Origin of the sequence: Empedobacter sedimenti (assembly GCF_030005555.1) — a bacterium.
Lineage (GTDB): Bacteria > Bacteroidota > Bacteroidia > Flavobacteriales > Weeksellaceae > Empedobacter > Empedobacter sedimenti.
The window spans coordinates 44,662-58,330 of sequence record NZ_JASCQG010000004.1; the positions used below are offsets into that span (position 1 = coordinate 44,662).

Sequence of the window (13,669 nt, forward strand, 5' to 3'; positions counted from 1 at the left end):
TTTAATCTACTTTTTTTATTTGATCAAAAATTTCTTTCAACTTATATTCTTCATTTTCCCAACAAAGTTCGTTTGCAGCATTCGCAAGGTTTTCTTGGTAGCTATTTTTTCCTTCGTTTAAAATTTCTTGTAGTTTTTCAGCCAAATGTTTTGGCTCGTGGTTGTCAATCACTTTTCCAACATTATATTCTTCGACCATTTTTTTGATTTCTGGCAAATTTGTTGCTAAAATTGGTACTCTGGCTTGAATAAAGTCAAATAATTTATTCGGTAGAGCGTAGCGATAGCTTAATCCTAAATCTTCTTCCATACTCATTCCTACATCAGCTAAAGGTGTTATAGTTTTTAAAGTTTTTGGGGGAATATTTCCTAAAAAATGAATGCGATTAGTCAAATTTAAATCTTTTGCTAATTGTTCGTATTCAGTTTTTTTAGGTCCTTCGCCAGCAATCCAAAATTGACAATTATTAATGTACTTGAATGCTTCAATCATTTTGTCAATTCCTCGACTCATGTTAATTGCACCTTGATACAATAATATTTTATCGTTTGTTGGATTTTCGGGTAAGCGAAAGAAAATTAAATCTTGTTTATCGTTAAGTTTTGTTCGGTTGGGAACATTTCTAATCACAGCCGGATTAGCGCCATATTCAGTGCGAAACCAATTGGCATATCCATCACTTACTGTATAAAAATACTTTATTCTTGGAACAAGAAGACGTTCTAAAGTTTTCCAAACTTTTTTTGTTTTTGGACGATTGTGTAATGATGGAAGTTCAGAAAAAATCTCGTGACTATCAAAAACTAAAGGTAATTTTTTGATTTTACTAACCAAGTAAAATGGAAGTAAACTATCCAAATCATTCGCTAATAAAATAGTCTGTTTATCAGATTTTTTAAGTAAGGTGAAAAATAGTTTATAATTAAATTCTGTATACTTTTTCATAGTTGATTGATGTTTTTGTTCAATCAAAAATGTCTTGTATGGTTTATTTAAAACGGGTTTTCCATTTATTGTAGCTCCAATCAATTCTACATCGTATCCAAATTTCATCAAAGAACGGCAAACTTTATCAAGCCTTTGATCTGTTTCAATATTGTTTAATACAGCAGAGAGGATTTTCAATTTTTGGACGTTTTATTATTTTCCTGGTTTGAAAGCAATGTAATATGCTTGTACTAAAAATAATATCGCGTTCGGAATCAGAACTGGCCAAGCTTCTGTCATTGCAGCATAAATCACAAAACATACACATCCAATTGCATTGATAATACGAATTGTGGTAATTTTTGAGAAAAAGAATGCTAAGACAATAAAAACTGAAGCTAAGTAACCGAAAATATCAGCTACACTGATGTTAGATAAAAAATCCATAAAACGATAAATAAGAATGATAAAGTATAGGCAAAATTATGAAAAATAAGTCGATAACTTTGCGTAAATTTGCACAATGATAGAAACTTTATCAAACATAAAACACAAAGATTCGCCAAACTTCTTTTTGCTAGCTGGTCCATGTGCCATCGAGAGCGAAGATATGGCTTTGAGAATTGCTGAAAAAGTAGTAACAATTACTGATAAATTGGAGATTCCTTATATTTTTAAAGGTTCTTTCAAAAAAGCAAATCGTTCTCGTATTGATAGTTTTACAGGAATTGGAGATGAAAAAGCATTGAAAATTATCCAAAAAGTTGGAGAAACTTTTGATGTGCCAACAACTACAGATATCCACGAGCCTTTTCATGCAGAAATGGCAGCGGCTTATGTAGATGTGTTACAAATTCCTGCTTTCTTGGTTCGCCAAACGGACTTAGTTGTTGCAGCTGCACAAACTGGTAAACATGTTACATTGAAAAAAGGTCAATTTCTTTCGCCAGAAGCAATGAAATTTCCTGTAGAAAAAGTAACAGATTCTGGTAATAATAATGTTGCAATTATAGAGCGGGGAACAATGTTAGGTTACGGAGATTTAGTGGTAGATTATCGTGGAATTCCTGTGATGCAAAATTATGCACCAGTTATTTTAGATATCACACATTCTTTACAACAACCAAATCAAGCTTCAGGTGTAACAGGAGGAAAACCAGAGTTAATCGAAACTGTAGCGAAAGCTGGTATAGCTGTTGGTGCTAATGGTATTTTTATCGAAACGCATCCAGATCCTAAAAACGCTAAAAGTGACGGAGCAAACATGTTACAATTAGATTTGTTAGAAGACTTATTGACTAAATTAGTAAGAGTTCGTCAAGCAATTCTATAAAAATAATTTTTAAAGAAAATTTATTAAATAATACTTAGTCAAGTTGATTAAGTATTTTTAATTTTTTAGATATGAATAATTTAATTCAAAAATATAATATTCCAGGACCTCGTTATACAAGTTACCCAACTGTTCCGTTTTGGGACAATGATGGTTTCACAAAACAAGGTTGGATAGAGACTTTTCAACGATCTTTCGATGAAAGTAATGCAGAAGAAGGAATATCAATTTACATTCATTTACCTTATTGCGAGGCTTTGTGTACATTTTGTGCGTGTAACAAACGTATTACGAAACAGCATTCGGTAGAAATTCCGTACATCGATACGGTTTTAAAAGAATGGAAATTATATGTGGATTTATTTTCATCTCGACCAAAAATTAAAGAAATTCATTTAGGAGGAGGAACGCCAACGTTTTTCTCTCCAGAGAATTTGAAGAAATTAATTGATGGTATTTTTGAGTATGCGGATGTTGCCGAAGGACACGAATTTAGTTTAGAAGGTCATCCAAATAACACAACAAGAGAGCATTTGCAAGCTTTATATGATTTAGGTTTTAGACGTATTTCGTATGGTGTGCAAGATTATGATCTAAAAGTACAGAAAGCGATTAATCGTGTTCAACCTTTTGAGAATGTGAAAAGAGCAACAGACGAAGCTCGCGAAATTGGTTTTACATCAGTTTCTCACGATTTGATTTTTGGTCTTCCGCATCAAACAATGGAAGGAATGACAGAAACGATTAATTTGACGAAAGAGTTAAATCCAGATCGTATTTCGTTTTACAGTTACGCGCATGTGCCGTGGATAAAAGGTGTTGGACAACGTGGTTTTCATGACGAAGATTTGCCATCACCAGAATTGAAACGTGCTTTGTATGAAGAAGGAAAGAAAATGTTCGAAGAAATGGGTTATTTCGAAGTTGGAATGGATCACTTTGCCTTAGAACAAGATTCGATGTATCAATCGATGAAAAACCATACATTACATCGTAATTTTATGGGTTATTCTTCTTCTAAAACACAACTAATGGTAGGTCTGGGAGTTTCTTCTATCAGTGATTCTTGGTATAGTTTTGCACAAAACGAGAAGACGGTAGAAGAATACGAAAAATCAATCAACAACGGAGAATTATCTGTTTTCAAAGGTCACATTTTGTCAGAAGAAGATTTGATTATGCGTCGTCATATTCTAAATTTAATGTGTAATTTAGAAACTTCTTGGGCTGATGAAAACATGAAATTTGATGATGTAGATCGTATCAAAACTATGTTGCAAGGCATGGTTGACGATAATTTGATTGAATTTGTAGAAGCTGGTTTGATTGTAAAAGAAGAAGGTCGTCCTTTTGTTCGAAACGTTTGTATGACATTCGATAAGAGAATGATAGATAACGAGCCAGAAACGCGTATTTTCTCAATGACCATCTAATAAAATAGATAAATGTTTTAAACTTTATCAAAAAAAGTATATATTTGAATATCTCAAACAATGAAAGAAATAGAAATTCACGGTAAAAAATTTATTCCGTACATCGCTTTTGAAGAAATAGAACACGCCATCAAAAATATGGCAAACGAAGTTTATGAAGAATACAAAGACGAAAGACCGATTTTTGTTGGTGTATTAAACGGAGTTGTAATGTTCTTCAGCGATTTCTTAAAACAATATCAAGGAGAATGTGAGATTTCTTTCTTGAAATTAAAATCTTACGAAGGAACAGAATCAACAGGAAACATTACAATTGAGATGGATATTCCGATGAATGTTGAAGGACGTCACGTAATTATTTTAGAAGATATTGTAGATACAGGAAATACATTAGTAGAATTACACCGTATTTTAAAAGAGAAAAAAGTAAAATCTCTTAAAGTTGCAACATTGTTGTTTAAACCAGATGCTTACAAAAAAGATTTAAAAGTAGATTTAGTTGGAATTTCTATTCCAGATAAATTTGTAGTAGGTTATGGATTAGATTTCGATGGTTTAGGAAGAAATTTACCAGATATTTATCAAATAAAACATTAAAAATAAAATGCTAAACATTGTATTGTTCGGACCTCCTGGCAGTGGTAAAGGAACGCAAGCTAAATTCTTAGAAGAAAAATATCAAACTCCTCAAATTTCGACTGGAGATTTATTTCGTTACAATTTGAAAAACGAAACAGAGTTAGGAGCTTTGGTGAAATCTTATATGGACAAAGGGCAATTGGTTCCTGATGAGGTAACAACAAATATGCTTGTTGATCATTTAGAAAACAATCCAAATCCGCAAGGTTATATCTTTGATGGGTATCCTCGTACAACTTCTCAGGCAGTTGCTTTAGACGGAATTTTGACTGACAAATATGAAAGAGAAGTTTCAATTACATTAGCTTTAGTAGTAGATGACGAAATTTTAGTTCAACGTTTATTAGAGCGTGGAAAAACTTCTGGTCGTGCTGATGATGTGGACGAAAAAATTATCCGTGATCGTATTACAGAATATTACGAAAAAACTGCAATTGTAGCAGAACACTACAAAGCGCAAGGAAAATGGGTTGAGATTGATGGAGTAGGTTCTATTGAAGATATTACTGAAAAATTAAACGCAGCAATTAAAGAGGTTTTATAAGAACTACTTTTATATTATACTAAAAATGCTCCTTTTAATTAAAGGAGCATTTTTTTATTATTGTTGTCAAGCTGAATTTATTTCATCTTCGCATCAATTTATTCCATAACATCTGAAACAAGTTAAGAATGACTTTATTTTTTATCTTCAACCAAGCCTATACAAATGTTTTTTACAACAGCAGGACCTTCATAAATAAAACCAGTATAAACTTGTAACAAACTTGCACCAGCTTCCAGTTTTTCTTTAGCATCTTCGGCGGTATGAATTCCTCCAACTCCAATGATAGGAAATGCTTTGTTCGATTTTTCAGAAAGATAACGAATCACTTCTGTCGAACGATTTTTAAGTGGTTTTCCCGAAACACCACCAGTTTCTTTTACAATTTCTGGATCAGATTTTAAACCTTCTCTAGAAATAGTAGTGTTTGTTGCAATCACTCCAGCTATTTTAGACTCAGTCACAATATCTATAATATCGTCCAATTGCGAATCTGTCAAATCTGGTGCTATTTTAAGTAAAATTGGTTTCGGTTTTTCGTTTTGATTATTGTATTGTTGCAAATAATTCAGAATGTACAATAAAGGTTCTTTTTCTTGCAAATCACGTAATCCAGGCGTGTTTGGAGAACTCACGTTAACTACAAAATAATCTACATAATCAAACAACGCATTGAAACATTTAATATAATCATCAACAGCATCTTCATTTGGCGTCAGTTTATTTTTACCAATATTTCCACCAATAATATAGTTTTCACGATTTTTTAATTCTCTAATTTTCGAAACAGCAAAATCAACACCTTTGTTATTAAATCCCATTCGGTTGATAATCGCTTCATCTTCTACCAAACGAAACATACGCGGCGCATCATTCCCTGGTTGAGGTTTTGGTGTAACGGTTCCAATTTCGATAAAGCCAAATCCGAAGTGGTCCAATTCTTCAATATATTCAGCATTTTTATCAAAACCAGCAGCTAAACCAATTGGATTTTTGAATTTAATTCCAAAAACTTCTCGTTCTAAACTTGGATGATTGTATTGATAAAATTTATCTAATAATTTTCCAACTCCAGGAAATGCAGCATAATTTTTTAGATTTCTCGTTACGAAATGATGTGCTTCTTCGGGCTGTAATTGAAATAAAATGTTTTTGAATTGTTTGTACATGCTGCAAAATTAAGCATATCCGATAAATATTTCGACTTACTACTCATCAGTTTTACAATATTTTGAAACTTAGCAATTAGATTTTAATAAACAAATTAGAAATCGTACTTTTGCAGACTAATTAAAAGAGAAAAATTATGCAATCAAATTTTGTTGACTACGTAAAGATAAATTGTAGAGCCGGTCACGGTGGCGCTGGTTCAGCAAGTTTGCATCGCGAAAAATATATTGACAAAGGAGGACCAGATGGTGGTGATGGTGGACGTGGAGGAAACATCACACTTGTAGGGAATTCTAACTTTTGGACTTTATTAGAGTTTCGTTTTAAAAAACATTTCCGCGCAAAAAACGGTGGTCGTGGTGGTAAATCGCGTTCTACTGGTGCAGACGGAGAAGATATTATTTTAGATGTTCCGATTGGTGTTATAGCCAAAGATGAAGAAGGAAATATAATTGGAGAAATTACTGAAGATGGTCAAGAATTGATTATCGCAAAAGGAGGAAAAGGAGGTTTAGGAAACTGGAATTTCCGTTCTGCAACTCGTCAAACTCCTCGTTATGCTCAACCAGGACTTGATGGAGATGAATTACAAGTAACTTTAGAATTAAAAATATTAGCAGATGTTGGTTTGGTAGGTTTCCCGAATGCGGGTAAATCAACTTTATTGTCTGCGGTTTCTGCAGCAAAACCAAAAATTGCGGATTATGCGTTTACAACGCTTACACCAAACTTAGGTATTGTAGAATATCGTAATCATCAATCATTTGTAATGGCAGATATTCCTGGAATCATAGAAGGAGCTGCTGAAGGAAAAGGACTTGGACATCGATTTTTGCGACACATCGAGCGTAATTCAACTTTATTATTCTTAATTCCTGCAGATGCTGAGGATTACGGAAAAGAATATGATATTTTGTTGAATGAATTGACAAAATTTAATCCTGAATTATTGGATAAAGATCGTGTTTTAGCTATTTCTAAATCAGATATGTTAGATGACGAACTGAAAGCTGAAATATTAGAACAATTACCAACAGATATTACAACAACCTTTATTTCTTCTATTACTGGTGAAGGAATTACAGAGTTAAAAGATATTTTGTGGAATAAATTACACGAATAATTAATTATTAAAGATAAAGACAAATGTTTGGAAATTTTGGAGACATCATGGGAATGATGGGAAAAATTAATTCATTTAAAGATAAATTCTCTGACTTAAAAAATGAATTAGATGGAGAAATTTTTACAACAACATCTAATGATAGAAAAGTGAAAATTACAATGTCTAAATTAGCAACAGTAAAAGATATTGAACTTGCTGAAGGAATGGAAAAGGAAGAAATTGAAGATTTATTAGTGATGACGTTAAACAAAGCGTTAGAACAAGTAAAAGAAGAGGCAATAGATAGAGCGAAAAAAACAGCTCAAGAAAATTTGCCAAATATTCCTGGAATGCCTTTCTAAGTACAGAAAAAAAATAAACGCTCCGAAATTTCTTCGGAGCGTTTTTTGTATATTGAATTTGAATTAAAATTTTAGATATGACAAAGTATTCAGTTGCATTATTATTTATAGGTTTTTTAATGAGTTGTACAACAAATAATAACGTTTCGATGACGGAAAATAATGATTTAGAGGTTGTTCGTAATCAATTTCAACGCGGCAGAGTAGAATATCAAATTATTACTTCTACAAAAACGCTTACAATATTAAATAATGATACCATCGAAAAACCAACAACAAAGGCTAATTGGGAAAAAGTGAACAATTTGGTTGAAAAGATACATCTATCAGATTTACAAGACTTAACCATTTCTCAAGATGCTAAAACACATCAGTTCGATGCCTCTTCGGCTGCAAATATTAAGATTAGTTGTAATCAGAGCGAGTATAACACGCCTACATACGACAAAGGTAAAGCACCAAAAGAAATTTATGAGTTGGATAAATTTTTAGAATCATTATCTAAATAATCATTTTCATCTTCAAGAGATTTGAAGTATTCAGCTTTTTCACGTTCTTGCTCTTGGTAAATATCCCATAAACGTTCTGCTTGTGGATCATAATAATTTTCTTGATCCCATTTCGGAACTTCTTTCTGTGGACCAATTTTTCGGAACAAATAGGCAAAGAATGCACCTGAAATGAATCCACTCAAATGTCCTTCCCAAGAAATGGAATTATTACCTACATCTGATTTTAGCTGTGGTAAAATCTCTTGTGGTACCATTCCCCAAATCATTCCACCATATAATAAAATAATGATTAATGAAATCGCCATCAAACCACGTTCTTTACGAATAATACCACTAAAGAAGATGAACGAAGCTAATAAATAAACAACAGAACTTGCTCCAATGTGGCAACTTACATTTTCGTCTAAAAAAGGAGGATTTCCAATTATCCACAAAATAATTCCAGATAAAATCCAACCAAAGAAAATGACGTAATAAGCCAATCTATCGTACATTAATAAAGCCAGAAAACTAAGGAATGCTAGAGGAAAAGTATTGCTAATAATGTGTTTCCAACCCGAATGGAAAAGTGGTGATAGAAAAATTCCCTTCAATCCAACAAAAGTTCTTGGAATAACGCCATAGCAACTCTCAAAATTATATCCATTTTGTTGAAACAAAAAGATAATCCACATCGGAATTAATAGTAAGAGCGGAATTATAATGGTTTTCTTTGGAAAAGGATAACTCATAAAATTGATTTTGTAAAGCTCTTTCAATCTTTATTCCTTTCCATAAAAGCTGACAAAATTGGTCAAATTAAGCTTTTCGTCGCTTTAATAATTCACGCGCAAGCAATTTCCAATCCGTCCATTTTACACCTAATTGATGATTTTTAACCGAAATTTTATGTTGATAATTTAAGTGTCGAATCACTTCTTTATACGCTTTTATAAGATTAAAACTTGGATCGTAAATATGTGTAGCTTCCGAATTTGCACCATTAATTTCGAGTATGACAAAATTACCATTCTGTAAATCTTCTATACTTTTCGCTTTCAAATCAATTCGTCCGTAATAAAAACCATCAATTTTTTTAGCAATTTGATCTATTTTATCTTCTAATTTAGATGTTTTTAAGTAAGATCCGTCCAAAAAAGTTGTTCCGCGACTATGATTTCCAATTGGCTCAACCAATAATTTTTCATCTTTTTGCAGAACTGAATTTAGTTCGTTTTGAAAACGTTGAAACAAATAATCTTTTCGGTAAAAAGCTCTTAAATTTTGTTCGATTAATTCTTTCAACGTTGATTTTCCATCACCTGTAAACGTCAAAAAATCTTTTGCTGTGATCGATAATATTTTACCATTTTTTTCCTTTGGTAATCGAACATAAAAAACACCAAACTCATAATCAGATTGAATATATTCTTGTAAAATTAAATCGCGATTATTTTGTTTCAAATAATTTTTCCAATCCATTTCATTTCTGATTAATTCTACACCAATTCCACGTTCGCCAAGATTTGGTTTTGCGATGAAAGGAAAATTAAACGGAATTTCTTGAGTTGTAAATTCTTCAAAAAAAGTAGTTTTCGGTTTATAATTTTCATCAATTTGATTGAGTAAATCAATTTTAGAATAATCAATAAATCCGCCCCATTTCATTGTTGGATTTGCCGAACAAAAGTAAGCTGGAGCGCCAGATTGAAAAATTTTATAAATGTACCAAGGCGTTAATGGTGCATAGAACAACCAGAATGGCCAAAATTCGTATCGTGTCCACTTCGTTATTTTTGGATTCATTTCTCTTGATTTTGAAAAGCAATTGTTGATGAAGCAATTCCAAAATTTTGAGGAATTTTAATTGTCGAAAAGTGAGTTTGAATCGCAATTTTAATCAACGCAAAATGATGAACGCTGTGATCAAAACAATACATTAATTCGCGATAATTTGTAGTATTAATCGTGAAGTTTTCTCCGTAATAATTCTGTTTTAGCTGAATTGTTTTTTCTAAATCTAAAAGCTCTATTTGTGATTTTAAATGATTCAACGTATTCAAACTTTCGACTACCGAATTTTCCAACGCACGATTTCGTTTTCTATCATCATAACAAATGCAATTATTTTTTTGCGCTTGCAAAAAGCATAAATAAAACTCAATAATATGGCGAAAATGTTGACCAACAGAAGCACCAGAAATGATTTCTAATTCTTTTTGATACAATTCATCATCAAATTGTAAAAGAATCGATTTCATTTCATCAAAAGAATGCGCTATAGTTTTCTGAATACTCATAATTCTTTGCAAAGATAAATTTTTACATTTGAAGTAAATTGAAAAATGAGATGTGTATAGTCAGTTTTTACCGAAAAAAGGATGAATTTGTGTTAACACATAATCGGGATGAAGAAATTAACCGTGTTTCGTCTAATCAAATTATAGAAAATGAACGTTTTGGTAAGAAATTTTTTTCACCAATTGATGAACGCGCAAACGGAACGTGGATTTTTTATTCGGAACAATATGTTGCGTGTATTTTGAATGGAGGAATCGAAAAACCAATTCATTTTAAAGAAAAGTACAGAGAAAGTAGAGGAATTATCTTATTGGATTTATTGAAATATAATGCTGTAAGTGAGTTTGTTGAATCGGAAAATTTGGCAGATGTTGCACCTTTTACAATTTTTGTTTTTGACAGAACAATAAAAAATGCTTATCTTTTGTATTGGAACGAGCAAGATTTGTTGGTGAAAGATGTATCAGATCAAGAAATTGTGACATGGTGTTCATCAACTCTTTATTCATCGGATCGTAGAGAAGAAATTAATCAAATATTTAATCAAAATATTGCATTAAATAATGATGAAATTATTCAACTTCATGATCAATTAAAAATGAATAAAGGTGATTTGTATGATTTTTTATCGACAACATCTATCTCACAAATTATTGCGAAAGATTCAGAAATTGATATGAAATATTGTCAGTTATTTTGAAATTTTTAGTCATTATTTTGATATTTTAAGGAATCATCAAATCAATTCGGACAAAGGCACAATTTATGCTATAATAAAACAGAATAATTATATTTGTTAAAGACAGCTTAAATAGAATGAACGATAATTTCTCACAACAAGTAAAAGACGTTATTTCTTATAGTAAGGAAGAAGCGTTGAGATTAGGCCACGACCAAATTGGAACAGAACACCTTCTGTTGGGAATTATTCGCGACGGTGAAGGGAAAGCAATTTCAGTCTTAGAAGCCTTGAACATCGATTTAGACGAAATGCGTCAAAAAATCGAAAATTTAAATCCAGCTAAAGAAACAGATGGTAACCATATAAAGAACTTAAGTTTGACAAAACAAGCTGAAAGAGCGTTGAAAACAACGTTTTTGGAAGCTAAATTGTTTAAAAGTCCAACTGTAAATACCATTCATCTTTTGTTGTGTATTCTTCGTAACGAAAACGATCCAATTACCAAATTGATGAATAAACTGGATATAGATTATAATACAGTAAAAGAAGAGTTTAAATTTCAATTTCAAGATGAAGAAATTCAATCTCCTCGTGCAGAAAATCCATCTTTTGATGGAGGTGATTCTGATAACGATTTTGAGCGTGCGTCTACAAGTAAGTCTACGTCAAAAAGTAAAACGCCAGTTTTAGACAATTTCGGACGAGATTTAACAGCGATTGCGCAAGAAGGAAAATTGGATCCTGTAGTTGGACGTGAAAAAGAAATAGAACGTGTTTCTCAGATTCTTTCTCGTCGTAAAAAGAACAATCCATTGTTAATTGGAGAACCAGGTGTTGGTAAATCTGCAATTGCAGAAGGTTTAGCTTTAAGAATTGTACAACGTAAAGTTTCGCGCGTTTTGTTTAACAAACGTGTAGTAACATTAGATTTAGCGTCATTAGTTGCTGGAACTAAATATCGTGGACAATTTGAAGAACGTATGAAAGCTATTATGAATGAATTAGAGAAAAATGATGACATTATTCTTTTCATTGATGAGTTACATACAATTGTTGGGGCAGGAGGAGCTACAGGTTCTTTAGATGCTTCTAACATGTTCAAACCTGCGTTGGCACGTGGAGAATTACAATGTATTGGAGCAACAACGTTAGACGAATACCGTCAATATATTGAGAAAGATGGAGCATTAGTTCGTCGTTTTCAAAATGTGATGGTTGAGCCAACAACGCCAGAAGAAACATTACAGATTTTGCATAACATCAAAGATAAGTACGAAGCGCATCACAATGTAAATTATACAGACGAAGCGTTACAAGCTTGTGTTAATTTGACAACACGTTATATTACAGATCGTTTCTTGCCAGATAAAGCGATTGATGCTTTAGATGAAGCGGGTTCTCGTGTGCATATCAAGAATATAAAAGTTCCACAAGAAATTTTAGATCTTGAAGCAAAATTAGAAGAAGTTCGCGAAGAGAAAACGAAAGTTGTAAAGTCTCAAAAATACGAAGAAGCAGCTCGTTTACGTGATTCAGAAAAGCAAATTGAAAGCGATTTGAAGCGTGAACAAGCAAAATGGATGCAAGAATCGAAAGAGAATCGTGAAACAGTTACAGAAGAAAATGTAGCGGAAGTTGTTTCGTTGATGTCCGGTGTTCCTGTGCATCGTGTAGCTGAAAAAGAATTGAAAAAATTAGCTCAGATGAATGAGTTAATGAAAGGAAAAGTAATTGGTCAGGACGAAGCGGTAACGAAAGTTGTGAAAGCAATTCAGCGTAATCGTGCTGGATTGAAAGATCCAAATAAGCCAATTGGTTCATTCATTTTCTTAGGAACTACGGGTGTTGGTAAAACACAATTAGCGAAAGTTTTGGCGAAAGAAATCTTTGATTCTAATGATGCGTTAATTCGTATCGATATGTCAGAATACATGGAGAAATTTGCCGTTTCTCGCTTGGTTGGAGCACCTCCGGGCTACGTTGGTTACGAAGAAGGTGGACAATTAACAGAAGCAGTTCGTCGCAAACCATATGCAGTAATTTTGTTAGATGAGATAGAAAAAGCACATCCAGATGTATTTAATATCTTATTACAAATTTTGGACGATGGTCATGTAACAGATAGTTTAGGTCGTAAAGTTGATTTCCGTAACACGATTATCATTTTAACATCTAACATTGGAACAAGACAACTGAAAGAGTTTGGAGATGGTGTTGGATTTGGAACTTCTTCTAAGAAAGATTCTGCTGATGAACGCGCAAAATCAACAATTGAAACTGCTTTGAAACGTGCCTTTGCTCCAGAATTCTTAAATCGTATTGATGATATTATTTTCTTTAATTCATTAACAAAAGAAGATATCATGAAAATCATTGATATTGAATTAGCAAGTTTATTTGATCGTTTAACTGCGTTAGATTATCATTTAGAATTAACTGAAGAAGCAAAGAATTTTATTGCAGACAAAGGTTTTGATAAAGATTATGGTGCTCGTCCATTAAAACGTGCTATCCAGAAATTTATTGAAGATCCAATGGCTGAGGAAATTATTAATGCAGAAATTAGTGAAGGAGATCATTTAATCTTAGATCTTAATGAAGCTAAAGATGGAGTTAAGATTTCTGTAAAAGGAAAAACCGAAGAAGAAAAATCTTAGTATTTTCTAAGTTTCTATAAATTA

General features: G+C 32.3%; 15 protein-coding genes. 9 read left to right on the top strand and 6 right to left on the bottom strand.

From position 1 onward, the window contains the following. Position 1: 1 nt before the first annotated feature. Positions 2 to 1,126, bottom strand: a complete 1,125-nt coding sequence (locus QHG34_RS05370) for a glycosyltransferase (RefSeq protein WP_282629175.1) — start codon at positions 1,124 to 1,126, stop codon at positions 2 to 4. 15 nt (positions 1,127 to 1,141) lie between these two features. Further along, entirely contained in the window at positions 1,142 to 1,375 is a 234-nt protein-coding gene (locus QHG34_RS05375) for a uroporphyrinogen decarboxylase (protein WP_282629176.1), read from the bottom strand. A gap of 76 nt (positions 1,376 to 1,451) precedes the next feature. Between QHG34_RS05375 and kdsA the strand changes: the two genes are divergently transcribed. The 4 genes from kdsA to QHG34_RS05395 all read left to right on the top strand — a co-directional run bounded on the left by kdsA (position 1,452) and on the right by QHG34_RS05395 (position 4,877). After that, entirely contained in the window at positions 1,452 to 2,261 is an 810-nt protein-coding gene (gene kdsA, locus QHG34_RS05380; RefSeq protein ID WP_282629178.1) for a 3-deoxy-8-phosphooctulonate synthase, read from the top strand. Between the two features lie 71 nt (positions 2,262 to 2,332). After that, positions 2,333 to 3,694, top strand: a complete 1,362-nt coding sequence (gene hemN, locus QHG34_RS05385) for an oxygen-independent coproporphyrinogen III oxidase (protein ID WP_282629179.1) — start codon at positions 2,333 to 2,335, stop codon at positions 3,692 to 3,694. 60 nt (positions 3,695 to 3,754) lie between these two features. Further along, the gene (hpt, locus tag QHG34_RS05390; RefSeq protein ID WP_282629180.1) at positions 3,755 to 4,291 is read left to right on the top strand and encodes a hypoxanthine phosphoribosyltransferase; all 537 of its coding nucleotides are present in this window, start codon (positions 3,755 to 3,757) and stop codon (positions 4,289 to 4,291) included. A 7-nt stretch (positions 4,292 to 4,298) separates the two neighbouring features. Beyond that, positions 4,299 to 4,877 carry an adenylate kinase gene (locus tag QHG34_RS05395; RefSeq protein WP_282629181.1) on the top strand — a complete coding sequence of 193 codons (579 nt, stop codon included), beginning with the start codon at positions 4,299 to 4,301 and terminating at the stop codon, positions 4,875 to 4,877. Positions 4,878 to 5,011: 134 nt separating this feature from the next. Here QHG34_RS05395 and QHG34_RS05400 read toward each other — a convergent pair whose 3' ends face one another. After that, a complete protein-coding gene (locus QHG34_RS05400; protein WP_282629182.1) occupies positions 5,012 to 6,046 on the bottom strand; it encodes a quinone-dependent dihydroorotate dehydrogenase in 1,035 nt (344 codons plus the stop codon). A 137-nt stretch (positions 6,047 to 6,183) separates the two neighbouring features. Here QHG34_RS05400 and obgE point away from each other — a divergent pair, with 137 nt between their 5' ends. The 3 genes from obgE (at position 6,184) to QHG34_RS05415 (ending at position 8,023) form a co-directional block, all read left to right on the top strand. After that, complete coding sequence (gene obgE / locus QHG34_RS05405; protein WP_282629183.1) at positions 6,184 to 7,170, top strand: GTPase ObgE; 987 nt, start codon at positions 6,184 to 6,186, stop codon at positions 7,168 to 7,170. Positions 7,171 to 7,193: 23 nt separating this feature from the next. Next, the gene (locus tag QHG34_RS05410; RefSeq protein WP_282629184.1) at positions 7,194 to 7,514 is read left to right on the top strand and encodes a YbaB/EbfC family nucleoid-associated protein; all 321 of its coding nucleotides are present in this window, start codon (positions 7,194 to 7,196) and stop codon (positions 7,512 to 7,514) included. Between the two features lie 77 nt (positions 7,515 to 7,591). After that, positions 7,592 to 8,023, top strand: a complete 432-nt coding sequence (locus QHG34_RS05415) for a hypothetical protein (RefSeq protein ID WP_282629185.1) — start codon at positions 7,592 to 7,594, stop codon at positions 8,021 to 8,023. Here the strand turns inward: QHG34_RS05415 and QHG34_RS05420 are convergent. The 3 genes from QHG34_RS05420 to QHG34_RS05430 all read right to left on the bottom strand — a co-directional run bounded on the left by QHG34_RS05420 (position 7,984) and on the right by QHG34_RS05430 (position 10,305). Further along, positions 7,984 to 8,757, bottom strand: a complete 774-nt coding sequence (locus QHG34_RS05420; protein ID WP_282629186.1) for a rhomboid family intramembrane serine protease — start codon at positions 8,755 to 8,757, stop codon at positions 7,984 to 7,986. The genes QHG34_RS05415 and QHG34_RS05420 overlap by 40 nt on opposite strands. Positions 8,758 to 8,824: 67 nt before the next feature. After that, entirely contained in the window at positions 8,825 to 9,811 is a 987-nt protein-coding gene (locus tag QHG34_RS05425) for an ATP-grasp domain-containing protein (RefSeq protein WP_282629187.1), read from the bottom strand. Beyond that, on the bottom strand, positions 9,808 to 10,305 hold the full coding sequence (locus QHG34_RS05430) for a hypothetical protein (RefSeq protein WP_282629189.1): 498 nt from the start codon (positions 10,303 to 10,305) through the stop codon (positions 9,808 to 9,810). Before QHG34_RS05430 ends, QHG34_RS05425 begins: the two co-directional genes overlap by 4 nt. A 50-nt stretch (positions 10,306 to 10,355) precedes the next feature. On the opposite strand from QHG34_RS05430, the gene QHG34_RS05435 reads away from it, so the two are divergent. Both QHG34_RS05435 and QHG34_RS05440 read left to right on the top strand, forming a co-directional pair. After that, positions 10,356 to 11,006: an NRDE family protein gene (locus QHG34_RS05435; RefSeq protein ID WP_282629190.1), complete on the top strand. Its 651-nt coding sequence runs from the start codon at positions 10,356 to 10,358 to the stop codon at positions 11,004 to 11,006. 116 nt (positions 11,007 to 11,122) lie between these two features. Further along, entirely contained in the window at positions 11,123 to 13,645 is a 2,523-nt protein-coding gene (locus tag QHG34_RS05440) for an ATP-dependent Clp protease ATP-binding subunit (protein ID WP_282629191.1), read from the top strand. Positions 13,646 to 13,669 lie beyond the last annotated feature (24 nt).

Excerpts from the sequence above, each read along its gene's own strand:
- QHG34_RS05375 (WP_282629176.1), bottom strand. The coding sequence starts at position 1,375 with ATGGATTTTTTATCTAACATCAGTGTAGCTGATATTTTCGGTTACTTA.
- kdsA (WP_282629178.1), top strand. The coding sequence starts at position 1,452 with ATGATAGAAACTTTATCAAACATAAAACACAAAGATTCGCCAAACTTC.
- hemN (WP_282629179.1), top strand. The coding sequence starts at position 2,333 with ATGAATAATTTAATTCAAAAATATAATATTCCAGGACCTCGTTATACA.
- hpt (WP_282629180.1), top strand. The coding sequence starts at position 3,755 with ATGAAAGAAATAGAAATTCACGGTAAAAAATTTATTCCGTACATCGCT.
- QHG34_RS05395 (WP_282629181.1), top strand. The coding sequence starts at position 4,299 with ATGCTAAACATTGTATTGTTCGGACCTCCTGGCAGTGGTAAAGGAACG.
- QHG34_RS05400 (WP_282629182.1), bottom strand. The coding sequence starts at position 6,046 with ATGTACAAACAATTCAAAAACATTTTATTTCAATTACAGCCCGAAGAA.
- obgE (WP_282629183.1), top strand. The coding sequence starts at position 6,184 with ATGCAATCAAATTTTGTTGACTACGTAAAGATAAATTGTAGAGCCGGT.
- QHG34_RS05410 (WP_282629184.1), top strand. The coding sequence starts at position 7,194 with ATGTTTGGAAATTTTGGAGACATCATGGGAATGATGGGAAAAATTAAT.
- QHG34_RS05415 (WP_282629185.1), top strand. The coding sequence starts at position 7,592 with ATGACAAAGTATTCAGTTGCATTATTATTTATAGGTTTTTTAATGAGT.
- QHG34_RS05420 (WP_282629186.1), bottom strand. The coding sequence starts at position 8,757 with ATGAGTTATCCTTTTCCAAAGAAAACCATTATAATTCCGCTCTTACTA.
- QHG34_RS05425 (WP_282629187.1), bottom strand. The coding sequence starts at position 9,811 with ATGAATCCAAAAATAACGAAGTGGACACGATACGAATTTTGGCCATTC.
- QHG34_RS05430 (WP_282629189.1), bottom strand. The coding sequence starts at position 10,305 with ATGAGTATTCAGAAAACTATAGCGCATTCTTTTGATGAAATGAAATCG.
- QHG34_RS05435 (WP_282629190.1), top strand. The coding sequence starts at position 10,356 with ATGTGTATAGTCAGTTTTTACCGAAAAAAGGATGAATTTGTGTTAACA.
- QHG34_RS05440 (WP_282629191.1), top strand. The coding sequence starts at position 11,123 with ATGAACGATAATTTCTCACAACAAGTAAAAGACGTTATTTCTTATAGT.